21 protein-coding genes are annotated in these 24,554 nt (G+C 53.6%); 3 read left to right on the forward strand and 18 right to left on the reverse strand.

What is annotated here, in order from left to right:
* Positions 1–13: 13 nt before the first annotated feature.
* The 13 genes from J2Z18_RS29630 to J2Z18_RS29690 form a co-directional block, all read right to left on the reverse strand.
* Positions 14–1,381: a glycosyltransferase family 2 protein gene (locus J2Z18_RS29630; protein WP_028407311.1), complete on the reverse strand. Its 1,368-nt coding sequence runs from the start codon at positions 1,379–1,381 to the stop codon at positions 14–16.
* 43 nt (positions 1,382–1,424) lie between these two features.
* Positions 1,425–2,618: a HEAT repeat domain-containing protein gene (locus J2Z18_RS29635; protein ID WP_028407312.1), complete on the reverse strand. Its 1,194-nt coding sequence runs from the start codon at positions 2,616–2,618 to the stop codon at positions 1,425–1,427.
* A gap of 48 nt (positions 2,619–2,666) precedes the next feature.
* Positions 2,667–4,901 carry a hypothetical protein gene (locus tag J2Z18_RS29640; protein WP_028407313.1) on the reverse strand — a complete coding sequence of 745 codons (2,235 nt, stop codon included), beginning with the start codon at positions 4,899–4,901 and terminating at the stop codon, positions 2,667–2,669.
* A 782-nt stretch (positions 4,902–5,683) separates the two neighbouring features.
* On the reverse strand, positions 5,684–5,806 hold the full coding sequence (locus J2Z18_RS29645; protein WP_083832690.1) for an HPP family protein: 123 nt from the start codon (positions 5,804–5,806) through the stop codon (positions 5,684–5,686).
* A 251-nt stretch (positions 5,807–6,057) separates the two neighbouring features.
* Positions 6,058–7,077, reverse strand: a complete 1,020-nt coding sequence (locus J2Z18_RS29650; RefSeq protein WP_007133106.1) for a potassium channel family protein — start codon at positions 7,075–7,077, stop codon at positions 6,058–6,060.
* A gap of 38 nt (positions 7,078–7,115) precedes the next feature.
* Positions 7,116–7,508 carry a DUF350 domain-containing protein gene (locus tag J2Z18_RS29655; RefSeq protein ID WP_007133107.1) on the reverse strand — a complete coding sequence of 131 codons (393 nt, stop codon included), beginning with the start codon at positions 7,506–7,508 and terminating at the stop codon, positions 7,116–7,118.
* Positions 7,505–8,182, reverse strand: coding sequence for a hypothetical protein (locus J2Z18_RS29660; protein ID WP_007133108.1), 678 nt, complete (start codon positions 8,180–8,182; stop codon positions 7,505–7,507). The genes J2Z18_RS29655 and J2Z18_RS29660 overlap by 4 nt, the downstream gene beginning before the upstream one ends.
* Positions 8,183–9,382, reverse strand: a complete 1,200-nt coding sequence (locus J2Z18_RS29665) for a glutathionylspermidine synthase family protein (RefSeq protein WP_210095750.1) — start codon at positions 9,380–9,382, stop codon at positions 8,183–8,185. It abuts the gene before it with no gap.
* Complete coding sequence (locus J2Z18_RS29670; protein WP_210095751.1) at positions 9,379–10,068, reverse strand: hypothetical protein; 690 nt, start codon at positions 10,066–10,068, stop codon at positions 9,379–9,381. The genes J2Z18_RS29665 and J2Z18_RS29670 overlap by 4 nt, the downstream gene beginning before the upstream one ends.
* 23 nt (positions 10,069–10,091) lie before the next feature.
* Complete coding sequence (locus J2Z18_RS29675; RefSeq protein ID WP_007133111.1) at positions 10,092–10,310, reverse strand: hypothetical protein; 219 nt, start codon at positions 10,308–10,310, stop codon at positions 10,092–10,094.
* Between the two features lie 295 nt (positions 10,311–10,605).
* Positions 10,606–10,845: a glutaredoxin family protein gene (locus J2Z18_RS29680; RefSeq protein ID WP_007133112.1), complete on the reverse strand. Its 240-nt coding sequence runs from the start codon at positions 10,843–10,845 to the stop codon at positions 10,606–10,608.
* Positions 10,846–10,862: 17 nt separating this feature from the next.
* Complete coding sequence (locus J2Z18_RS30725) at positions 10,863–11,891, reverse strand: DUF8832 domain-containing protein (protein ID WP_007133113.1); 1,029 nt, start codon at positions 11,889–11,891, stop codon at positions 10,863–10,865.
* Between the two features lie 201 nt (positions 11,892–12,092).
* A complete protein-coding gene (locus J2Z18_RS29690; RefSeq protein WP_100085321.1) occupies positions 12,093–13,670 on the reverse strand; it encodes a cobyric acid synthase in 1,578 nt (525 codons plus the stop codon).
* 391 nt (positions 13,671–14,061) lie between these two features.
* On the opposite strand from J2Z18_RS29690, the gene J2Z18_RS29695 reads away from it, so the two are divergent.
* Positions 14,062–15,036 carry a hypothetical protein gene (locus J2Z18_RS29695; protein WP_007133115.1) on the forward strand — a complete coding sequence of 325 codons (975 nt, stop codon included), beginning with the start codon at positions 14,062–14,064 and terminating at the stop codon, positions 15,034–15,036.
* 52 nt (positions 15,037–15,088) lie between these two features.
* Here J2Z18_RS29695 and J2Z18_RS29700 read toward each other — a convergent pair whose 3' ends face one another.
* The 4 genes from J2Z18_RS29700 to J2Z18_RS29715 form a co-directional block, all read right to left on the reverse strand.
* Positions 15,089–16,147, reverse strand: a complete 1,059-nt coding sequence (locus tag J2Z18_RS29700; protein ID WP_007133116.1) for a Gfo/Idh/MocA family protein — start codon at positions 16,145–16,147, stop codon at positions 15,089–15,091.
* Positions 16,148–16,251: 104 nt separating this feature from the next.
* Entirely contained in the window at positions 16,252–17,817 is a 1,566-nt protein-coding gene (locus J2Z18_RS29705; RefSeq protein WP_373872069.1) for an extracellular solute-binding protein, read from the reverse strand.
* Between the two features lie 102 nt (positions 17,818–17,919).
* Positions 17,920–18,840 (reverse strand): carbohydrate ABC transporter permease, encoded by a 921-nt coding sequence (locus J2Z18_RS29710; protein WP_007133118.1) that lies wholly within the window; start codon positions 18,838–18,840, stop codon positions 17,920–17,922.
* 16 nt (positions 18,841–18,856) lie between these two features.
* Positions 18,857–19,783, reverse strand: coding sequence for an ABC transporter permease (locus J2Z18_RS29715; RefSeq protein ID WP_007133119.1), 927 nt, complete (start codon positions 19,781–19,783; stop codon positions 18,857–18,859).
* A 316-nt stretch (positions 19,784–20,099) separates the two neighbouring features.
* Between J2Z18_RS29715 and J2Z18_RS29720 the strand changes: the two genes are divergently transcribed.
* Positions 20,100–21,848: a sensor histidine kinase gene (locus tag J2Z18_RS29720; protein ID WP_007133120.1), complete on the forward strand. Its 1,749-nt coding sequence runs from the start codon at positions 20,100–20,102 to the stop codon at positions 21,846–21,848.
* Positions 21,845–23,455: a helix-turn-helix domain-containing protein gene (locus tag J2Z18_RS29725; protein ID WP_007133121.1), complete on the forward strand. Its 1,611-nt coding sequence runs from the start codon at positions 21,845–21,847 to the stop codon at positions 23,453–23,455. The genes J2Z18_RS29720 and J2Z18_RS29725 overlap by 4 nt, the downstream gene beginning before the upstream one ends.
* A 683-nt stretch (positions 23,456–24,138) precedes the next feature.
* Here J2Z18_RS29725 and J2Z18_RS29730 read toward each other — a convergent pair.
* A complete protein-coding gene (locus J2Z18_RS29730) occupies positions 24,139–24,399 on the reverse strand; it encodes a hypothetical protein (RefSeq protein WP_210095752.1) in 261 nt (86 codons plus the stop codon).
* Positions 24,400–24,554: the final 155 nt, after the last annotated feature.

Raw genomic sequence — 24,554 nt, forward strand, 5'->3', positions numbered from 1 at the left:
TTTGGGCCTGATGTCATGCCGCTTCCTTCTTATCTTTCCAGCTCTGCCGCGTCATGGTCCCCCATGAATTGTTGTTTTGCAGGTATTGGATATGGCCCTGTACTCTCCACAGCACACCCAGTTGATGATAACCGACGAATTTCAGCGCCGAGAACAGAAGCATTTTCACCAGGTCGGACAGCTTCGTGTAGCGGCGGAAGGCGATTTCCTCAAGCAGGAGTGCGCCGATGCTGAGCAGATAACCACTCAGGAAATTCACCAATCCGAATACCAGCAGCACGTGCCAATTGGTCATATCCAGCATGACATATCCAAGCAGAGCCAGAAGGCCCGTAATTCTGAAGTAAGGGTTTAACGCTTCAAAAATAACGTTGTAGGGCATCGTCAGGAGCCCCATGACTTTGTACTTCGGATTGAATACCATATCGCGGTTCTCAATCATGTTCTTCAGGTTACCGCGTCCCCAGCGCTTGCGCTGGTTGGACAGAATGTTGTACGTGTCCGGCGCCTGCGTCCAGCACACCGCTTCCGGACAAAAAGCGACGCGGTATCGGATTTTATTCTCAAGCATATAGCGGTGCAGCTTGATGATGATGTTCATATCCTCGCCGGGATAGCCGCCCCGGTAGCCGCCTACAGCGATTACGTAGTCTTTGCGGAACATGCCGAAGGCGCCGGAGACGATAATCAGGCCATTGATCTGACTCCAACCGATCCGTCCGCCCAGGAAGGCTTTCATATATTCGATCGATTGGAACATCGGCCACATTTTGCGCGGCAGGGATACGTTCTTGACCGCTCCGTTCTCGATCACGCAGCCGTTCGCGATCCGAACGTCGCCGCCGATGGCTACCGTCTCCTCCGGATTCTCCATGTACATCCGAGCCATTCGGATCAATGCATCCTTCTCCAGCAGGGAATCCGCATCAATCGAGGAAATGAGCGGGTAACGTGAAAGATTAATGCCCGCATTCAAGGAATCGGCCTTGCCGCCGTTCTCCTTGTCGATGACGTACAGATGCGGATACTGCGGGTTGTAATAGACCCCTCGCACTGGTTTGGTCTCGAGCCTTCCGCGAACTTCCGGATTAGGCAGCAGCGTCAGCTCGTATTCCTTAATCAGCACATCGAGCGTCCGGTCCGAGGAGCCGTCGTTGATCACGATTACCTCATAGGTCGGATAATTGAGCGTCATGAGACAGCGGACGTTCTCCGTGATGGTCAACTCCTCGTTATATGCAGGAACCAGCAGCGAGACCGACGGGACGAGCTCCGACCCCGAGAGCGTATTATATTTGGAATAGGACGCCCGTCTGTAAATATCCCAGATGTTTCTGAAAGAAAGCATAATTATTACAAAATATAGCGCGCTGACGGCCATGACGTAGTAAATCGCCACCGTGCCGTAAGTGAGCAGGATATCCCTAAGCAGTGTAATCCCCTCCTACTCCTGCAACTGTTCCGATCCGTTTACTTGGTTGAATGCCGAAGTAACGGTCATAAACAAGCTTTTTCTTATTGAATGCCACCATTTGCTCGACCTCTTCATGGTCGCCTTCCTTCGCCATGATCCGTTCAATCCGGTACAGCGCCGTCTCTCTCGCAGGACCTGTGCCCGTAAGAGCGGCCTGGCACAGCGTTTCGAAGCCCTGCTCGCCCAGCATCGCCAAGCTTTCCGCACTATTGTTGCGGACATGCCAGTTCTCGTCCTTCAGCGCCTCAGCCAGTAGCGGAATGCTTCCGGCCGCATGAAGCCTTCCGAGCGCTTTGGCTGCCGCTGCCCGGACCTCCCAGGCATGATCGCGCATGAGCGCAGCGATCGTATCGTCTTTAAGCGCCGGATTGGAGCCCAGATACAGCTTTACCGCCTCGGCCCGCACATCCTTCTCCTCAGAGCCGACCAGCCGGTTCAATGTAGGAACGGCTGCCGGAACAGCCTGTCCCCACATCGCAACGAGCGCCACCTTGACGAGTCCCGGGTCCTGATCATCCAGCAGCTTGCGCATCAAGCTTGGAGCGTCCAGCCGAGTCTCAAGCAAAATGTCGGCGGCCATATGATGAATGGCCTTGCCGTACGACAGCAACCGCGACAGCATTTCACGGATTTGCCGCTGCTCATTCGCGCTCTTGGCAATCGCTCTGGCCAAGATGATGGTCTGCGGTCCGTAACGGGTCCGGTTCATCAGCTGCTGAAGCTGCGGTACCGCCTCTTCGGCACGCATACCCCCGAGCCGGTACGCCGCTTCAATGCGGCGTCCTTTGCGCGGGCTGGACAACGCCCGCAGATCCTCTTCCACGAAGCCCGCTTCCCTGCACAGGTGAAGGAGCTTCTCCCTCGCTTCTCCCTTGAACTGCTCGATCCATTCGATGAATTTCGCCTGGATGACCCTGCGCTCGGCACGGGTCAGCTTCCCTGGCGGCAGCTCAAGCTTGATATCATCATGCAGATGGGCCTGAACATAAACAAAGTAATCGTGATGCTTGGCAGCATAATGCTCCATTTCCCGCTGCTCGGCATTATGCTTGATCTTCATGTAGAACAGCACAATGATTCCGGCTGCAATCAGGCCAAGGCAAACATAGATAAATCCGTAGGCCAAGGCTAAATTTGAAAACATAATCGAGTGCCTCCTCTTTGTATTTAGCATCTGGCCGCCCTCGAGAACTTAAGGCAGACGAGTGAATATTTCCTGCATATCGTAATAGCTTTGCTTCAAGCGCTCACTGTACACAGGCGTTTCCCACAGCTCCCAGGTGTACGGCTGAATCTTCCCGAGATCGATCTCCCGGGTGTCCGCCGCAGGGTCTGCCGACCCGTCAAGCTCCGACCGCTTCGCGATCCATGGAGCAAGTTTTATTCCTTCGGTTGTCACGGTCGAAAACTCCCGTTTATTTTTGAGCGGACTGTAATCGACCACCTGAAGAGAGCTAGGGTCTCCGAAGCCCAGCAGCATCCAAGGAATGCGCATCTCCACGAATCGGTCCTTGGACTGCCAAGCAGTCAGAGAGTTGAAATCCGGGGACTCCGGATCACTGCTGCCCCGCTTGAGCATGCCCACCGTCTCGTCAATGAACGGGTGTGCAAACCGTGTGTCCGGCGGGTTCATCATCAGACTGATCGCCAGCTTCCAGGCATGGAACGTGCCGCCTGGGACGATCGGATCATCCTTGCTCCCGGCTTTCGGTTTATCCGGCAGCATCCAATATCCGTCCTTGCCGTACAAACGGCTGTGGAAATCATAGGACGGCGCGATGCTTACCTGGGATTCGTCATCCTGACCAAGCTGGATGAGCGTCTCCAGTTCGCCCCCTGTAAGCGATCTTCCAGCAAGCTCCTTCTTGGGAATATCCCCGCCGGGAATCGTATCCGCTCCGATGAACAGCTTGGAATCTTCCGGATCGAAGGCTTCCTCAAGCTCCATCCCGATATACAGGTATGCTTCATCATGCGTAAGCTTCATTCCCTTAACGCCCGGGGCCGTCCCTTCCCACTGTTTGACCTCTCCCTCAGGAAGCTTATCCCAATCGGCCAAATCGCCGTCAATGGAAATCTGCCCTTCTTTTCCCGGCTGCATGGCGAGAACGCCGAACATCTTCTCGTTCGTCAGCACATTCAACCAGAATGCCCGCCGGTCTGCCGGTATTTCAAAAGGCATCGTATTCCATGTTTTCTTAAACCATTCGTCCTGCCACATGAACAATATCGCCCCGGAATAGCCTTCATCGAATATCTCCTGGGTCAGTGAGGCATTAATTTCGCCCTGCTCGGCTTCATCATGCCCCCCTTGATCCCGACCGCCGGGGCCGTGGTGCGAGACGCCGATCGATGATGGCACGCCGTACTCGGTAACCATGATCGGCATATCGTCATATTCCGCTTTCAGCTTGCGGAGGTAGGCCTTGTAGGTGTTATATCCTCCATTCCCGTCCGGAATCGTCTGCAAGGTTTTGTCGGTACGGAAGAAATCCGGATAGTAAGGATACACGTGATAGGCCGCAAAGTATCCGGCACTCCAGTTAACCGGTTCAATATGCCGGGCATCGACGGACACCAGATCCTCTTCAAACAGCGGCTCACCCGGATGTTCCAGCACATCGGTCGTGACCCAATTCGTAAAGGTCATCGGATGCTGCCAGCCGTACTTTTGCTCTTGCTGAGCCGTATAATCCAGCAATGAGGCCAGCCAGTTCTCGAAGGGACTCGCATCCTTTGTGCCGGAGAAGAATGCCCCGTCGTATCTTGGAGCATCCTTATGTACCCTGTTCGTGTTGTCGACCATGGACGGATCCCATTCGGTTCCCAAATGCCAGGCCATCAAATATTTGCCCGCATTCGTCTTATACTCGCCGCTTGACTGTCCATGCTTCGGCTCTACGGTAATATCGCCGTATACAGCCGCAACCGCCTTGGAAATCTCGGCTTTAAACGTCTGCACAATCTCTTCGTCGTATGCATCCCGACGCTCGATCAGCTGCTCTTCCGGAGACCATATCCCCTGCATGAAATAGAGGGGATCCTCACCCTTGTCCCGGTTGTACTTCACCAGGGCCGAGTAGAAGACCGGATTGTGTACGGTGTAGACCCTAATGACGTTTGCTCCCATATCATCAATCTGTTTGAACCAACGCAAGTAGTCTTCTTCGGTTGCCGGCAACGCACCCGGAAAATGTCCCGGAACGGTCGCGCCGAGATTGACGCCCTTGGCGAATATCTCACGCCAGCTCTCATCTTCCCCGTACACAAGGAAAGAAGTGCCTTCCGTTTTGAATTTCATCTTCACACCGTCCGCTCCCGCATACGTCGTTATGACCGGACGGAAGTTTCCGAGTATTACAGCGGCACCGCTCAGAAGCACTATAGTGCACAGTGCTGCGGCAACCCACCATTTTCGTCTGCTCATCGTCTTCTTCGTTCACCTGCCCTTTCAATCCATAATGATTGCGTACCGGCTTGTTCGTGAAGACGGAGCTGCTACTCGTCATTCTACGGCCGATACACGCCCGATACCATATTTCTTCTTTACTAACTTTTCCCATTGGAATAGTAGTCATAAAGAAGTAAAACCTTCAATCATTCGTGGTTCTCCCCCGAAGCATGCTTTGCTCTTCTCTCAGCCGTGCTGTTTGACAAGATTGCATCCGAATGTTAGCTCGCTGCGTGTCTAAAAAATTGGACGCTGTTTAACCCGAAGAATCCCTATACAGCAGTACATGAGATGAGTTCAGCGTAATCACGAAGGTTTTCTGAAAATTTTCGTGAATCGTTAATATAAACGCAGAAAAATTGCTAAAGTTCCGGTCGTTTTTACATCTTTATCCATAGTTATTACAAAATTGATACCTTAGTCTTATAAAAAAACGGCTGAGAACCGCATTCCATCAAGGTTTGTAAATATTATCCATATCTACAAAATAAGAATAGAGTCCCGTACCGGGTTGGTTTTTATTCTATAGTTTTACAACTCAGGTTCAAGTGGTAATCCTATCCTATTTTTCCGGGATGCTGTTTCGAAATCCGCTTTTTATGGTATATGTATTAGTTACAAATTCTTAATTATCGCCGCCGCAACAAAGAAAGGATCCATTCCCGGTCGCCGCATGTCCATGGAACTGATCCTCCAATATAAAGATATATATTGCCTGTGCATCCATTAATTTTACAAAGCAAAAAAAGGATGTATCCTCAAAAAGCTGGATATCTCCGCTGCTTTACCGCATGATTGGCCAGAAGGGCAACCGGCACAATGATGATTGCTCCGGCCAGCACCGAGGTCAGCAGAAACGACCAGCCGCTTCCGGCCTTCATGACGACCAGCGGGGCAACGCTTGCCGAAGGATGGGCCGTACGGTCGGGAGCGGGGCGGCGGCCTATGAAGCAGAGGCCCTCTCTCCTAGAAAGCTAAGCGATTTCCTATGAAGCAGGAGAGAAGCAGTGAGCATCTGCTCATGGACCTTTCGGGCCAATGACGTCCTTTTCATCCCGAAAATGGACCTAAAAAAAAAGCCCACGCCGGCAAGATTGTCATCTTGAGCGCGAGGGCTTACGAGCCTTTACCTTTATTCTTTATCTGCGATTCTCCGATATGTCGCCTCATCCGAAACGATATAGAGCCGTGCATCCCCGGGAATCGGCTGTCCCAGCTTGCGGTTGATTCCCAGATCGCTCCGGTCGGCGATCAGCGTTGCGCCCTGACGGAGCAAATCCTGGAAAGCATCGCCATAGGTCTTCCAGACGCTGCTCACCGGAATCTCGTAAATGTCATCGCCAAACGAGCGGCTCAGCAGCTGCATCAGTACATCCGAGTTGCCTTCCTGCAGCGCGGCGCGGACCGCTAACCGGGAAACGGCATCGTGCGACAGCACAAATTCATTCACATCAATATGACGAAAATTCTGAACATTCTGCTCCTGCACGATCTCAACCGTCGTATGCACTTTGGGCGCAAGCCGCTCGATGCTCGAGGCGATGAGAAGCGACTTCCCATCGATCAGCGAAGCCTCGTCAATCCGCGAATCGGCAAAGATGATCGCCGCTTTCGCCTCATGGATATTGGCTCTGGATAACGTATCATCTGCAGCCGGGTCCCCGCTAACAAAATGCACCTGCTCGAGATGCTCAACCGGATGACGTCCGGATTCGTCGATAACGACGATGCCCGGTGCCGAATCATAGGACAATATTTCATCGATGGCGGACTGTGCCTTTTTGCTCCAATTGATAATGATGACATGATCTTTGCCGCGATAATTCAATCTGCCCGCTCCTCTCTGTCGCTGCATGCTGCCGAAAGCTTCTACGATCTTCCCGATCACCAGGCTGAGGAGCCCGATGCCGAAAATATACAAAAATATCGTCAGCACCTTACCCGGTACGGTGACGGCATAATAATCGCCATAACCTACCGTTGCCATCGTGGTCAGCACCCAGTACAGCGCGTTGAACCACGTTTTATAGGTATCCGGCTCCAGCAAATAGGCGGCGGTTGCGCTCAATGCGACAAACAGCACCACGATGCAGGTGATGGTGGTTTTGCGCAGACGCATCATTTTTAAAGACCATTTTAGGATAAAATGCACCCACTACTGCTCCTCTCCCGCATTTGCTGTACGAAGCTTTAGATGATCAGGCTGCTTACAGCAAAAGCCGTGCCGATAAACACCATCGCAAGCAAAATGCCGATGGCCATATTCCCCTTCTGCAAATGCTCGGAAATATTCAGGCCCGGCGTTACGAGCTCAAACACCCAATAGACGACGATCAGGCACACATACCCGACGGCAAACCACAGCATCATGTGCCAGATCGATGAATTCGTATAGGCGGAGACGCCCAAGATGATCGCCGTTCCCATAAACTTGCCGCCGAAGGCCAGCCCTACGGCCGCGTTCCCCTTCTTCAGCTCTTCCATGTCGTTAAACCGGGTCATCCAGCTGAATACTAGCATCCCCAGCAATTGAAGCAGAATCATGCACACCACGCTAACTGCGATATTGATAACAACCGTCACTCCGCCCACCCCCGAAATTTTGCATAGGCCAAGTCGTAATCGGCGAAGTCATGTACTTCCTCCAATACAACATCAACCGTCTTCTCTTTTTCCATTGCTGTATAACGCTTCTCGTCGATCGGCTGCTTGATCCGGTTCCCCGTCGGCAGCTCGATTACGGCAAAGCGTCTTGTTTCGTTTTTATGCGTCGTTGCGTACACGCCCACCAGTTCCACATCCGTTTTGACGATGACTTTGAGGTTGGTCAGATCTGCCTGGGCCGATTTCTCATCCTTGTAGGATTTGATCGTCTGCCAAGAGGATAAGCGGATATTATTCCGCTGGTTCTCGTCGGTCGTCAGCTCGGCGTCCATAAACTGCAGCGTCCAGATCTTGTCCCCGGTCGCATAGTTGCCGTCGTTGGGCAGCAGCTCATTATCCGGCAGCACGGTCATATCCCCGCCGATCAGATCACCCACGGTGCCCTCGACAATCCGGTAATCCCAAGGCACTCTTGCCGTAGAAATGGATTCCTCCCCCGAGCTCCCGGTATGAAACACCGTCTGGCTGCTGGAGCACGCGCTCAGCACGAATAAAAGCATCAGGCTTGCCGCCAGCCATCCGTATGCGGCAAGCGAGAATCTGCGTTTCCTGCGAGGCGCAGCTTGGTGCTCCTTTCCTTCATTCCATTCCATTTACTTCACTCCTATTGCGATAAAATGGCTCGTATTTCCCGTAATCAGACCGCCCGCCCGTCCCAGCAGCCCGCAAGGCGTGCCATTCAGGATGAACAAGCCTGTTAATAGATGAAACTCGCCCTCCGCTGTGCGGATTCGGGCCAGCTCGGCTCGCTGCTGATAGACCGTCGGGAACATTACACTGGTGTCGTAACCGTCCTGATCCTCTACCTCCAGCTCCCCCGAGTTATCGTACAGCTTTACCGAGCCGCCTTCCCTGCCGAACATCGACTTGGAGACGAAATTGCCGGAGAATACCGGTTTGTTATAGGTCGGGAGCATGTATTTCTCAATGGCCTCCCGTTCCTCCGGACCGAACAGCAGTCCCAGCTCGAACATTCCCCAGATCGCGGCCATCAGACCTTTGGACTGCATCAGAATGCTGTGCGGCGGATTAAACAGCGCAAGGTTTCCGGTCTCAATCGCGTAGGCCAGTGCGTCACCGCCCTCATCGACGGACATCCACTCCTTTGGATACAAGGCAAACATCCTGCGGATTTCCCGGTTGTCGCCGTCCCTCAAAACGCCTTCGTCCACCCACAGATCCAGGCAATCCACCAATCGGACGTCCAATCCGCTGTGCCGGACCAAAGCCTCAATCGTACCGGAATCCTCCAGGTGCTCGCCATAGCCGATGCAGGCTGCCGTATCCGGCCGCTCCACGCCCCAAGCCTCTGCAACCAGTCCAGCCATCCGGTCATTCACGGATCGGATGCCTGCTTGACGGCATAGCCAAGGGGTGGCAATGGAGGCCTCCACATAACCGGTAGGCGTGTCGGCATTCAGCTCGAGCAGCTTGATCGCACCGTCATGCGAAACCGCAAAATCGAATCGGGCATAGCGGCTGATCAGCCCTTCTTCCGGTATGGGGCATCGATCGAGCATTTCCCATAGAATTGCCGGGATGCCGATCAGATGGTAAATATGATGATTGCCGTGAATATAGCGAACGGTCTTGTCCACGATCCGCCACAGCATGGAGGCCGCAGCCTCGAGCTCATTGTAAACGTCTTCGTTCATCGTCACGATCTGGTCGATCCAGTACGGCTCCTCTTCCAGATCGGCCCACATGAACCCCAGCTCGGCAAGCTGCTTCACTCGCTCGCTCCGGTTATGGGCCGGCTGTCCTGCGACTTCAAACACGCCCGAATCGGTCATCCGCCGAACCCGCCCGATCTTGAGCTGGATTTCGAGCTGGACGACGAGCTGAAGCCGCTGGACTTGCCTCCGATTCCTCCGGATTTGGAAGAGGTCGAGCGCCGAACGATCGTCCCGGAAGACGAGGTCGAGGTCTTAGGACGTACGTTGGAGTTGACCACCGGCTTGTTCTGAAAGGCGCCGCTTGTGTACGTGCGTGGCTTGTATGGCTTGCCGGTGTTGGCATAATAGCCGCGGTGATTATCGTACCAGCCTCTGGATGAGTAATAGGACCCGTTGTTAAACAGCATATGGTAGAGCAGCAGATCGTCCCAGCCGAAGCCGGCATTGTATCCGCTGTAGTTATTGATGACCGTCGTGCCGCCGGAGCCCGACCCCGTCGAGCCTTCCTCGGCTTTCTGGAAATCCTCCTCTTCCGGGAACGGGATGTTCCAGTCGGTATGCTTATCGAAATATTTCTTCACTTCCTCGGTCGACCATGAGACCAGCTTCGGCTCATCGGCCGAAGATACGCCTTCCGAGGCCAGTTCGTTCGGGTTGCCGGCTGCGGTGGCTCCGGATACCAGAAACGCATTGGCGAGCAGCGCGATGCCGAGCGAGCTCGACAGGACGCGAATCGGCTTGCCTTCCGGCGTCAGCCATTTGGATGCCGGCGATTCCTGTTTGTCTTTTTCATTACTCAACATGATTGCTCCTTTCGGACAAAGATTCACACATTCCGCATCGGAACGAGCAGCAGCTCCAATTTTCCGGAATCTACATTCAGCCTGCCTTCAATCGTCTCATATTCCTGGCCACCCGCTACGATATAATTCACGTGTTCGAGCGCCGTCACCATGTTCATCGTCCATGTCCGCTCCTCAATCTGCCGGAGCTCTCCGTCCGGCTTCTTCTCGAACAGAATGACATTCATGCCGTTATCCAACATAATCTCCCTCCTTCAAAGCTTGGTGAATATTGATACGTGACATATCTCCGATCGTTTCATGATTCCTCTCGATCCATGATCAATCGCCGTTTTCCTAAGAAAGACACAAACCATATAATAACACCCCTACTGATTTTTGACACCTGTGAATTTGGATTAAACTTCGAAAAATTTTCCCGGCGGTAAGCACGAAAGCGACCGCTCCATCTGCTCCGGCGCAACGAAAAAAAGCGCGGCAATCCTTGTAGGATCGCCTGCGCTTCTTCCCCCACCAGCCATGGGTGAAACAGTTTTTTTATGGAATCAGCTTTCGAATCTCGTCCAGGTTGTCGGCAAAGCCGATAAACACCCGGCCGTTGATCACGATCGTCGGTACAATTGATTTTCCGGTCAGCTCCCGTACTTCCTCGGCGTAAGCCGGATTTTCCTCACAATTGTATTCCGTATACGGGACGTTCCGTTCCTTCAAATAACGTTTGGCAAAATTGCAGTCGCTGCACGTTGGTATCGTATATATTTTTACCGCTTCGGACATATCGATCACTCCTTGATTCATTGGATTTCTACCACAAACGCAGTCGTAAAGACCTCGTTCTTATGCTGAAATTGTCCCCAGATTTTGTAGATGCCGCTATTCGGAAAGATTGTGGCGAACTCCGCCTTCGGTCCGGTTCCGTCTTCATCCACCGGATGCACGTGAATGTATTCCTCCGCATCGGCCGACAAAATAACGACATGGCCGATTGCGCCCAGGTACGGCTCCAAATTATCGATGCCTTGCTTGGTTGCCGCATCCTGAAATTCGAAGGCGAGCACAGCCTCTTCATTCGAAAGCGTGTTGCTGAGCGATAGCTCGACCCGCTTGCCGTCCACTTGCTGCACGAGGTTTGTCGGCTTGATCGGTGCATGCGCCTGTTCCTCTCCTGCGACCGTTACCCACTCGCTAAGTGTTGCCCCATGAGCGCCCTGGGGAACGAAATCCGCGAACAGCTTATACTTCCCGCCTGCCGGAAATGTTGTGTTCACGGTAAAGACGCCGTTCTCCAGATAATCGGGATGAATGTGCTCAAAGTACGACAGATCGTGGTTGACGATGATCAGATGCATCAGCTTCTCATGATTAACATCGAATTGCTGCACCGGCTGCCCATCCTTGTTGGTAATCTTGATGGTCAGCTCCGTGTCGCTGCCTGCGTTCAGCGCACCGTTGAATTGGAAGGCCGCCTTGTAGTCGTCCGACGAAACTCCATGCCCTGCCCCATGCTCTGCATGTGCTCCATGTCCTGTATGTGCTCCATGTGATGCGTTTGCCGTATGCGTTCCATGAGCCTCTTGTGTTCCATGATTTCCACGCGCCTCGTGCGGCTCTTGCACATCTTGTATGCCGTGTGCTGAAGCTTCTTCGGCTTCATGCGCTCCATGCTCGCCTTGCCCGTCAAGCTGCGCCTCACGGCCGGCCTTATCCTGCGGGGATCGTTGGTTTCCGGAACTTGAGTCTCCCCCTTTCGGATCATCACATCCCGTGAAGAAACCGAAAGCCAGCAGGGTTGTTAATGTTAGAAAAGCCATTTTCTTACTCATCCGCGATCACTCCAATCCTGTAGGTGTCCACTTGCATGAATGTTTCTTTGCTTGTAATTAGTATACCCCCCTATCCTATATTTAATCAAGGGTAATGTTCATTTGGGGAGCAAAAAATTGAAAATCGACGCAAAATAACACCATGCCGTCGGCATGGTGCCACTCCAACTTTATTATTTATATTCCCGTTTGAAAATCCATTTATTCCTGGATGACCCGCTGCCTTAATCCGCTCATCGCATAGATTTTGTCCATATCCAGATGGCTTCGCACGATGCCCGCTACCCGGTCGAATTCCTCTAGCTTGCGGCTGCGCGCGTTGAAGGTTTCCCCGATCGGGGCCAGCCCTTTCTTCAGCCGGATGCCGTTCAGCCATGCCCTGCGCAGCTCGTCATTGTCAAACAGGCCGTGCAAATAACTGCCCCATACCGAACCGTCCGCAGTGCCCAGTCCCTCCGAGTGACCTTCCATCGGATAAGAATCGGCGTTCCCATCGGGGCCGGGTCCCATGATGAACAGCGGTGCATACGCTCCATCCTCGCTTGACCCGCTCCATTCACTGATCCCCATATGAATCTCGTACGCTTCAATGGGCGTATCGGCAGCGGGAACCGGAGTGCCCAGTGCTAAGGGATGCCCCTGCGCCAGCTTTCCCCGGACCCGAACGGTTCTCTTCTCTTTCCTGAAGATCGTCGTCAGCGGCAGCAGCCCGAGCCCCTCCGCTTCACGTGCGCCTCCTTCCACCGCATCCGGGTCGGAAAGACGCTTGCCCATCATCTGGTAGCCGCCGCAAATGCCGACAATCTGTACATTTCTCTCCCGCGCCCGGTCCATAATGCACTGTGCCAAGCCTTGCTCCCTCAAAAATTCCAGATCGCCGATCGTATCCTTCGAGCCCGGCAGGATGATGACATCCGGCTCGCCCAAATCATCCGCCGAGCTTACAAAGCGGACTTGGACGTCCTGTTCGCCGGCCAATGCATCCGCATCGGTAAAATTCGAGATCCGCGGATACCGGATGACCGCGATATCGAGCTCTTTCCGCGGTCCTGAGCGAAGCGCAAGCTTCTCCAGCACGACGGAATCCTCCGCCTCAATGCGCATGTCCGGAATGTAGGGCAGAACCCCGAGCACCGGAATGCCTGTGCGCTCTTCGAGCCAATCGAGGCCCGGCTTAAGCAAGGCAACATCCCCTCGGAACTTGTTGATGATGAAGCCCTTCACCCGCGCTGCCTCATGGGGCTCCAGCAGCTCGAGCGTACCGACGATAGAGGCAAACACGCCCCCGCGGTCGATGTCCGCAACGAGGATTACCGGGGCGTCGGCCCAGCCCGCTAAATTCATATTGACGATGTCCCGGTCCTTCAGGTTGATCTCTGCCGGACTCCCAGCTCCCTCCATCACGACAATGTCATGCTGCCGGCGCAGTCGTTCAAGTGCCTCGAGCACAATGTCCTTTGCTTTCGGCAGGAACCGATTCCTATAATCCATCGCGCTCATCTGCATTTCAGGCACGCCATGAATGACGATTTGGGACGTCATGTCCTTCACCGGCTTGATCAAAATCGGATTCATATCGGTCGTGGCAGCGATGCCGCAGGCTTCAGCCTGAACGCCCTGTGCCCGCCCAATCTCTTTTCCGTCTGGCGTTACGTACGAATTAAGCGCCATGTTTTGCGATTTGTATGGAGCCGGCCGGTAGCCGTCCTGGAGAAAAATGCGGCACAATGCCGTCGTGACAATGCTTTTCCCGACATCCGAGGCCGTTCCCTGCAGCATAAGCACGGCTCCCCGCTCTTCACGCCCCTTCATGGGCGTACCCGCTGCTTCCGTTATGTATTTGAGATCGCCGCTCTCATGCTGTGTCTCGGGATGATCGTAATCACGGCGAGTCTTGTCCTCGAACGGTCGAGGTCCTCCCACATCGCTTTGCTTCATCTGCGTCACTCTTTTCCTTTATTAAACTTAGGTTAGGACCATTATAACAAAACAGCGTTTAGGATCGCTCCATCTTTCGCGTCTGAAGAAACGATAGGTTCGGCCGTCTGACCGTTCTTTATGGGATAAATTTTTCACAAGGAGGGATACATTCGTCCAGAATATACTTTTTAAGTTAATTTTGTATTATCTTGGATAGGTGATTAGAGTGGTTAAGGGAGGAACATAGTGAATGGTAATGCATTTCTCCAAGATTAGCAACTTCTATGTGCACGTAAAATGGTTTACGGATAGCTTCGAATGGGACCCCCTGCCTTTCTCCCGCATCGTCACCCCGTCCTTCCTGTTCTGGCTAGCGTTTACCGTCCTAATGCTCTGGCTCGCCTGCGCCGTATCCGGGCCGATCAGCCGTGCGCGTCCGATCCTGCGAATTCATACATGGCTGTGCCGAATGAAGCAGCACACCCAGCTCATCCTGCGAACCGGCCTTGGCATCGGGCTTCTGCTGCAGTTATTCAGCGGGTCTTACCTTGCCCCCGAATTCACCATCAAATCGATGTGGATCGTCCTTGGGCTATTCATTGCCGCCGCCTGTCTGGCCAATACGAAAACGTTAAAAGTAAGCGGTGCCATTCTGTTCTTGCTGTATATCCAAGCTTCGCTGGAATACGGAGTTTTTCACGCCTTGGATTATTTGATGTATGTGGGGATCGTTTATTGCCTGTTCGTTTATGACACGCCTTTCATGAGAACCGCTCCCGCCGTCCTCTATATATGTATGGGGTTCTCGCTGTCCTGGCTCGCCATGGAAAAGCTGACCATGCCAGCGCTTGCCTGCTCCGTCATGGGCAGCTACGGACTTCCCACCTTCGGTTTTACCCTCGAGCAATTCGTGTTGATCAGCGCCTTCGTTGAGATCGGCTTGGCATGGGCCTTTATCATGGGAATTATGAACCGCTTTACCGCACTGCTCGTCACCGGAATCTTCTTCATGACAAGCCTTGTATTCGGTCACATCGAGGTGATCGGCCATACGATCATCCACACGCTGCTGATCCTGTTCGTGATCGAGGGCACCGGAGGTTTACGCACACCTGTGGAATTCCACCGTAAGCCCATACTCAGATACCTTTTTGTAACCGTTAACTTTTGCTTGTTCCTGTTTGTTTTAATGCCACTGTATATCTGGATGGGGAAAGCATGGTGAGCGGGCATCAGCGCACGATAAGTCACACACGCTTAAACCGGTCGGGATACGCTCAATCCGCCCTAAGCCGCACGGCAGACTTGGACTCGCTTGCTCTTACGACGGCATCCAGCACCTCCTGGTTCCGGTACCCGTCCATAAAGCCGGGCGCGCCGTCTGCCGGGGTCCCTCTTAAAACGGCGGCAAAATCGGCATACTGCGTGACCTTGCAATGAGCCGGCACCTCGACGAGTGCTCTCGCCAGCTGTCCGCCCTCTTCCTCACGGATCCACACGATGTGGTCCGGGTCAAGCGTTCCCGCATGAACCGTCCCCAAATCGCCGTAGATCGTTACTTCATGCTGGTTGCCCGAGCCGAATGCATTGCGCGACGTTTGGAACACGCCCATAACGTCCCCTGTCATCCGGGCCTGAAAGCTTGCGAAATCATCGACCTCAATCTTCGCCATCGCTCCCGTGACCGGATCGCGGCGTTCCGGAACGATCGTCTGCAGCTGGGCGGTCAGCTCCTCGAACTCTCCGAATAGAAAGCGCGCCATGTCGATCATATGCGAGCCGAGATCGCCCAGAGCCCCCGTCCCGGTGACGGCCTTGTTATACCTCCACATATACGGGACCTGTTGATGCGGGACGCCAAAGCCCTGGAGGTATTGGTGGGAGAAATGCCGGACCGTGCCCAGTTTCCCGGAACGCACGATCTCCCGGGCATAGCGGAATGCCGGCGTATAACGATACGTAAAGCCGATCATGACCGGGACCGGATGTTTCTCGTACAATTCCAGCAAGGGCACAGCCTCCTCGAAGATCCGCGTAAACGGCTTCTCCGCCAAAAAGGGTTTTCCCGCATGAAGGCATGCACTCATGATGTCGGCATGCACGTTATTCGGCGTCACCGAGACGACCGCGTCCACATCCGGGTCTTCGATCAGTCCCTTATAATTCGCGTAGCGCTTGCCGTCTTCGATGCCGAGCTGATCGCCGACTCTCGCCATCGCGTCCCCGTTCACATCGCTGACGGCAACAAACTCATACACATTCTCTGCTTTCATCCAGCGGATATGCTCTTGCGCCATGCCGCCGAGTCCAATCAAACCGATCCGAAACTTGTTCATGCCTAACGCTCTCCTCTTGTTCTTAAAATGTAGATTGCCCCAAGCAAAACGGCGGCGGCCCTGCCTATTCGCATCTGCAGGGCCGCATTCGCCTTATACTGGCATCACTTTGCGCTGGTATACCGTTTATAAGCATCCTTGCGAATCTGGAGCAGCCGCTCCAGTCCCATTTCGTTCAGCTTATTCACATAAGCGTCCCATTCCTGATCAATGTTGCCCTCCGTAATCCATTTTGCCCGGGTTGTGCTGACATAACCGTCGATATCGGTCGTCAGCGTAGGCAGCTCCTGGAATTCCTCCGCACTGTACATGACGTTCGGGAACGGGGTGGTCACATAATCGCTGCCCAGCTTATCGATGACCAGCTTCAAGCCGTCTCCTGTCGTTTCGTCCAGGATGATATTGCGCTCAAAGCTCGGACTGACGTACTTCGGTCCAAAATCGCGAACCGACTGCTCCCAGTACCAAGCATCCGCGCTCGTTCCCTCCGGCGGATTCATCAGCGTGTACGTACCGTCGTCGTTTTTCTTAATGACGGTGCCGATCGCGCCCCAGAAATTCTGGATGCTGGCTTCATTGGTATAGAACTGGTCCGCCCAGCGCGCCGATACCTCCGGATGCTCGTTGGAGGTCGTAATGAGCAGCTGGTTCCGCCGCAGGCTCAAGCCGCCCGGCTCTCCGCCCTGATAGCGTTTTCCGTCAGGACCGGCGATCGGTGGAATGGCGATGTATTGATCCTTCCACTTCCCGAACACGGCATCGGGTACCCACTGATTGGAGAAGCCGATCAGCGGAGCATCGGGATTCTGCTGCTTGGCCGTCAGCATGGTGTTGTCCTGGGTGAACACCTCCTGGTCGATCAGACCTTCGGCGTACAACTGATGCGCCCATTTTATCGCTTCTTTATAATTTTCCGTAATCGGATAGTACACGGGCTCCCCGTCCACCACCATCATGCTGTTGGCATTGATGTCGGTGATGCCGAACGGATTGTATAAATCCACGCTGATATCCCCGGAACCGCTGACCGGGATTTCATCGGCTTTTCCGTTCCCGTTCGGATCCTGTTCCTTGAACGCTTTGAACACCTGGTACAGCTCTTCGGTATTGTCCGGTACGTCCAATCCAAGCTTGTCAAGCCAGGTCTTGTTGATGATCGGCTGGATCGACGATTCCGGTCTGGACGGCAGCCGTGCCGGAAGGGAGTAGATCTTTCCGTCCGGGAAGGTGCTCATCTGTTTCATCTCCGGCGTCTCTTCCATCGCTGCCTTTAAATTGGGCATGTACCGGTCGATGTAGTCGTCGAGCGGCCGGAAGTAGGACAGATTATTGACGATATCGGAATCGCTGAACACAATGTCCCCGAAAATGATGTCCGGGAGCGTCCCGCTTGCCAGCATGATCGATTTCTGTTCGCCCCAGTCGTTCGAGGACATGATCTGCCAGTTGATTTTCACGTTGGTTTGCTTCTCCAGATCTTTCAGCCATTGATTCTGAAGAAACGTATCCCCCATATTCCCCCATCGAACGGTCAACACGTCCAGCGTGATCGGTTCATTCACGATCGGCAGCCCTTCTTCATTAAAAGCCGCATCCGGCTCCGCCGCCGGTTCCTTGCCGCCGCCGCTGCACCCCGCCAGATTAAACACCAGCATCAGAGCCAGCAGCATCGAAACCGCCGTCTTGACCGGAAATGCCTTAAGCTTCAAGCCCTTTACCATTCCATAATCCCCCCAAGCTTTTTGATGACAGGACATGCATTGAATCGAACATTATTGCTTTACGGCTCCGATCATCACCCCCTGGTTGAAATATTTCTGCACAAACGGGTAAATGCACATGATCGGAACCGTAGCGACAATGATGACCGCATACCGCATCAGGTTAGCTAAGCGCAGCGCGACGGCTGCGGCTTCCCCCGTTCCGAGGGCCGATTGCATCTGGTTCGTCACCAGAATGTTTCGGAGGATAAGCTGCAGCGGATACAGATTCGAATCTTTCAAATAAATCAGCGCGTTGAAATATGAATTCCAATGGCCGACGGCCGTCCATAAGGCGATGACCGAGATTACCGCTTTCGAGAGCGGGATGACGATCTGGACAAAATACCTCAGATTCCCGCATCCGTCGATCTGGGCCGCCTCCCATAAATCCTCGGGGATGCTCGTCTTGAAGAACGTCCGCGCTACGATAATGTTGAATACCGCCACCGAGAACGGCAGCACCATGACGAGAAACGTATCGTACAGCTGGAAATCCCGGATCGTCATGAAGGTAGGGATCAGGCCGCCGTTAAAGAACATCGTGAATATAAAAAGCAGGGAAATGTACTTGCCGCCGACCAAATCCCGTCTGGACAGCGCGTAGGCTGCCGAAATGTTGACCGCCAGGCCGATCGCCGTTCCCACGATGGTATACAGGATCGTATTACGGTACCCCACCCATATATTAGAATGCTTCAGCAATTCCTGATAGCCCGCCAGCGTAAAATCTTTCGGAAACAGCCACACCTGCCCGTTCGCAACGGCTGCCGGATCGCTGAATGAGGCAATGACGATAAAATAGATCGGATAGATCAGAACGATCAACAAGAGGACGGCGAAGATGTACATGGCAATCTCCAGGATGCGGTCAGAGGAACGGGTGTAGACGGCGCGCGCCCCTTTTTTCGTTTTTGCTTCCATTCCGCTCATTGAAACCCTCCTCTCTCTACCATAAGCTGTTCTCGCTGTACTTCTTGGAAATGTAGTTCACCATGATCAGGAGCACGAAATTAATGACCGTGTTAAACAGGTTGATGGCCGAGGAAAAGCTGTACTGGCTGCTCAGCATCCCGATTTTGTACACATAGGTCGCGATCACCTCGCTGGACGTGATATTGAGGTTGTTTTGCATCAGATACACCTTCTCGAAGCCGACGCCAAGCAGATTTCCGATTCGAAGGATCAATAGCGTGATCATGGTCGGCATCAGCATCGGGATATCGATGTACCGGATCTTCTGCCAACGGCTCGCGCCATCCATCGTCGCCGCCTCGTACAGGCTGGGATTGACGGCCGACAGGGCCGCGATATAAATGATGCTGTCCCAGCCCATGTGCTGCCACACGTCGGACCACACATAGACGCTGCTGAACCACCCGGCCGAGCCCATCAGATTCGGCGCCTCGGCACCGAAGAGGCGGAACAGGTTGCCGATCAAGCCCGTGCTGGGCGAGAACAGGATGAGCATCAGGCCGACCATGACCACCGTCGATATGAAGTGCGGCATGTAGGTCACCGTCTGGAAAAACCGCTTGAACCGGTTGGGACGCATCTGGTTGACCATCAATGCGAGCATGATCGGAATCGGAAACGTAGCCACGCTGTAGAGGCTGATGACGACCGTGTTTTTGATCGTGCTCTCAAATTGATAGGAGCGGAAAAATTTCTCGAAGTATTTCAGCCCCGCCCACGGGCTGTCCATAATGCCTGCCGCAGGACTGTAATCTTTAAAGGCGATCAGGATGCCGTACATCGGCACGTAGGAAAACAACAGGACCAGCACCACCGCGGGCAGCAGCAGCAGGTACAGCCCCCAATTTTTCTTGATTCTCGAAATAAGCTGCCGGGAGTCGTTCAGTTGGCCTGCTTTCAATGGAATCCCCCTTTCTCTCCCGCCGCTTCCAAAGCGTTAGGTTGAATCGAACAGCTTCAGTATACTCCGGCGGAGCAGCGTTAACCGGACCTTGTGAAACGCTAATCGGACCTTTCTTTTACCCTTACCGAGACTTGGGGCCCCGGTTTCGGCAATGTCCTGCCGTTATCCGGACTTAAACCGGCAATATCCGGACTTTATCGCGGGAGGCCTCCAGGAACGCCATGTTTTTTTGCGTCTTTCGTTTTATAATAGCCTTACTATCCTTAAAACGCTTTCATTTCAAGGCGTTCGCGAAAGGAACTGGAGAATTCCGATGGTCAAGTCGCTTTATAACAAGCCTTATCCGATTCGGCATTATGTCAAAATCATGCTCTTCATCTCGATCTTCGCCCTTGTCGTCGATCTCGTGATCAGCTTCGCTTCGATCTTCATCGTCAAGCAGCAGTCCACGCGGTATTTGCAGGATACGGCGAATTTGTATATCCAGCAGATCAACCATGACTTCGCTTATATCAATCATTACATGGGATGGACGCTGGCTAACGACGAAAGCGTGAAGACGCTGGATGACAAGGATACCGAATACGTCGATTTCATTGAAGCAAGCGAACGCGTTCATAAACGATTTAACGAGCTGCAAAAAAATTACGGCCAGGGCTACAATTTCTTTTTTTATCTGAAGGAGCAGGACTTCTTCCAAAACTACGCCCCGATGTCCGTGACGTATTCGGAGTTTCTTGAGATCAAGGAGCAGATCGTTTCCTTAACCGATAGCAAAAACGTCTATGAGACCTTCTACTCCAATTGGAAGCCGATCCGCGTCCGGGATACCCACTACATCGTGAATATCGTACCCTATCATAACCGCTACTTGATCTGCCTCATTTCCGCCGACGACCTGATCCGGCCCTTGCGCGAGCTGAACCTGGGCGAGGAAGGCTACGTTTCCTTGATCGGATCAAACGGAGAAGCTATATCGGGCCCGGCAGCGGACGATGATCCGCGTACCCGCGTCAGCGGCGCGGCCGCTTCCTTGCTGAGGTTCCCGCCCTCAACAACCACTGTGACCAAAGCGTTCTCCAATGCGTCCTTTCATGTGCAGCTGGTGATCCAATTCGGCATGTTCGAGAAAATCATGATCGCCCAGCTGCTCATCATGCTGCTGTTCGTTGTGCTGACCTGCACGCTCAGCGTCGTCATGCTGTACTTCAAGAAAAAGGTGCTGAAGCCCATTCAGAATTTCTCGGAAAATCTGAGGCGCATTCATGAGGACAGCGAAAGCCTCGATTTTCGAAGCAGCGAGATCACCGAGCTGGAACAGGTCAATTCCCAGTTCAAGCATCTGATTGAACAGATCAAGAAATTCAAGATCGAAATGTACGAGCAAGAGCTGGAGAAGCAGCGGATCCAGCTGAACTATATGAAGCTGCAGATCAACCCTCATTTTTTCCTGAATTGCTTGACGAATATTTACAGTATGGCGCAGATGCAGATGCATAAGGAGATCGAGTACATGTCCTTGTCCACATCGAAATACTTCCGCTATATCTTTCAAAGCGGCGATGACTTGGTCAGGCTGGGCGACGAGATTGAGCATGTCCGCATTTATTTGGAAATCCAAAAGCATCGTTACCAGGACGCGTTCATGTACCGGATTACCGGAATGACCGATGATTTGAGCGGGCTGAAAATCCCGCCGTTGCTGCTTCAAACCTTCATTGAAAATGCCGTCAAATATGCCGTATCCCGCACCCAGACGCTGTTAATAAGCCTTGACGTTTCTCTGCTAACGGAGGGAGAGCATCCCCGGCTCTGCATCGAAATTTCCGATACCGGGCCCGGGTTCCCGCCGGACATCCTCGAGCAGCTTCAGAACGGGCGGCCGCTTAAGCAAGCTGGCGGAAAACGCATTGGCATCATGAACACCCTGCAGCGGCTGGAGCTCCTCTACCAGCGCCGGGCCCGGACGTTTTTCGATAACCGCGAGGACGGCGGCGCCCGGATCATCCTTGAGCTGCCGCTGCTGCTATCCAACGCAACCCTGAAAGGAGCCGAACGATGAACGTATTGCTTGTGGATGATGATGTATTTGTCGTAGCCGCCCTGCAGCAGAAGATCGATTGGAATGCGCTCTCGATTGAGGGGGTGTTTACCGCATATAATGTCGCCCAGGCCCGGGAGATCCTGCAGCAGCATGCCGTGCAGATCCTCATCTGCGATATCGAAATGCCGCAGGGCAGCGGCCTTGAGCTGTTAGGCTGGATCCGGGAGGAGCGGTACGCCGTGCAGACCATCTTCCTGACCAATTACGCGGACTTCAACTACGCGCAGAAAGCGATCGAGCTGCAGAGCTTCGATTATTTCCTGAAGCCGATCGAGTTCGATAAGCTCACCTTGATCATCTCCAAAGCGATATACAAAGCAAAGGAGCAGCAAAGCTATCAGGAGGCGCTGAAGGAAGGACAGCTGTGGAAAAAAAATCAGCGTAAGCTGCAGGAGCAATTCTGGCGCAAATGGATACACGAGAAAAGGCCTTCGGTGGACGCCGCCGCCATCGCGGAATCAGCCGCCGAGCATGATGTGTCTTATCTCACGTCCGATCTGTTTACTCCGGTCCACCTGACCATTTTCCCGTACGATCGGAGCCTCGGGAAGGAAGACAAGGATCTGTTCGACTACGCGCTGCTCAATGTGCTTAGCGAGCTGCTGGATGATCCTCGCTTCTCGGTGGAGACGATCCAGGAGTTTAGGGATTATAACTGGATCCTTGTGCTGAAATGGAGCCAGGCTTCGGATCCTGCGGCGATCGAGTCGGCGTTCCTCTCGTTCATTCAGCAAGCCAACAAATTCCTCAAGAGCGATGCCTGCTGCTGCATCGCCGATACCGCGGAGCTTGGACGCGTTCCAGGCTCCATCCGGGAGCTGCTGCAGATGAACGAGGATCTGATCAAGAAGCGCAATCAAATCATGTTCCTGGCGCATCATCCGCTGGAGGAAACCGCTTATTCTCCGCCCGATTCGGCTTCATGGGAGGCGCTCCTGCACCAGAATGACCCGGCGGCGTTTCTGAATGAGATTCGCGGTTATTTGCGGAATCTTGCCCGCCAAGGCGTCTGCAATGCCTCCGTGCTGAGGCAGTTCCGGATTGACATCGTGCAGCTGGTGTACGCCTATCTGAAGAGCCGGGAAATCCAGGCGCACAAGCTGTACAGCGGCAAGACGCATGACCAGCTGTTCCTGCAATCGCTGAACTCGATCGAGGATATGGAGAAATATATCGCGTATCTGGTGCAAACCGCGGCGGACTATCACTTTTTCGGCGATCCCTCTCCTACGGTCGTTGAGGAAATCCGGCAGTACATCCACCGCCATTACGGGGACGATCTGACACGCGCCAGCCTCGCGGAAATCGTCTATCTGAATCCGGATTACTTGGCCCGCGTATTCAAGAAGGAAACCGGCGTATCGCTCGGCACCTACATCATTCAGGTCCGCATCAAAGCGGCCCGGCAGCTGCTGGAAACGACTTCGCTCTCGGTCTATCAGATCGCGGCCAAAGTCGGGTATTCGAACTATTCTTATTTCTCGAAGCTGTTCAAGCAGGATACCGGCTGGTCGCCGAGCGACTACCGCCGGGCGGTGGCCGAGGGGCAGCGCGTGTTGGGGTGAGGGCGAAGAGCATGCTGCGCGGCAGCTCCATGTCCTATAAAAAGTATGCGGGTCATGCTTCCTTCCGTGTGTCATCACTCCGCATGCGGATCATGCCGCCTTCTGTGTGTCATCACTCCGCATGCGGATCATGCCGCCTTCTGTGTGCCATCACTCCGCATGCGGATCATACCGCCTTCTGTGTGCCATTACTCCGCATGCGGATCATACCGCCTTCTGTGTGCCATTACTCCGCATGCGGACCATGCCTCCTCCTGTATGCCAGTACTCCGCATGCGGACCATGCCTCCTCCTGTATGCCAGTACTCCGCACGCGGATCATGCCTCCTTCTGTGTGCCATTACTCCGCATGCGGATCATACCGCCTTCTGTGTGCCATCACTCCGCATGCGGATCATGCCTCCTTCTGTGAGCCATTACTCCTCATGCGGATCATACCGCCTTCTGTGTGCCATCACTCCGCATGCGGATCATGCCTCCAATCTCTGTTGTCCTCTAATTTTCTGGAATGATCTTATCTGTAGTTAAAATTAGAGGACAAAGGAGAACGCTCCGCTTTTCCGGCATGATTCCGCCTGCTCCGTTGAAGCCTTTTTGCGGGATTGAAGGATGGATCAGTGACTTTATGGCAGCTCAATGTCCCTTTTCGGGACTTGCTCGCCCTTCTTGCGCTCGTTATCGCTTCACACGTCCCTTTTCGGGACTTGTTCGCCCTTCTTGCGCTCGTTTCCGCTCGACACGTCCTTTTTCGGGACTTGTTCGCCCTTCTTACGCTCGTTTGCGCTCCACACGTCCCTTTTCGGGACTTGTTCGCCCCTCTTACGCTCGTTTGCGCTCCACACGTCCCTTTTCGGGACTTGCTCGCCCTTCTTGCGCTCGTTTCCGCTCCACACGTCCCTTTTCGGGACTTCCTCGCCCCTCTTACGCTCGTTTGCGCTCCACACGTCCCTTTTCGGGACTTCCTCGCCCTTCTTGCGCTCGTTATCGCTTCACACGTCCCTTTTTGCTCTTCTGTCAAGAAAGTAGACACCTCTAAGCTAAGCTATGCACTCGTAATAGCACTGCTCAAAACGCACCGGGGACATATACCCAATCGTAC

It is taken from the genome of Paenibacillus lactis (assembly GCF_017873605.1).
GTDB classification, from domain to species: Bacteria; Bacillota; Bacilli; order Paenibacillales; family Paenibacillaceae; genus Paenibacillus_AQ; species Paenibacillus_AQ lactis.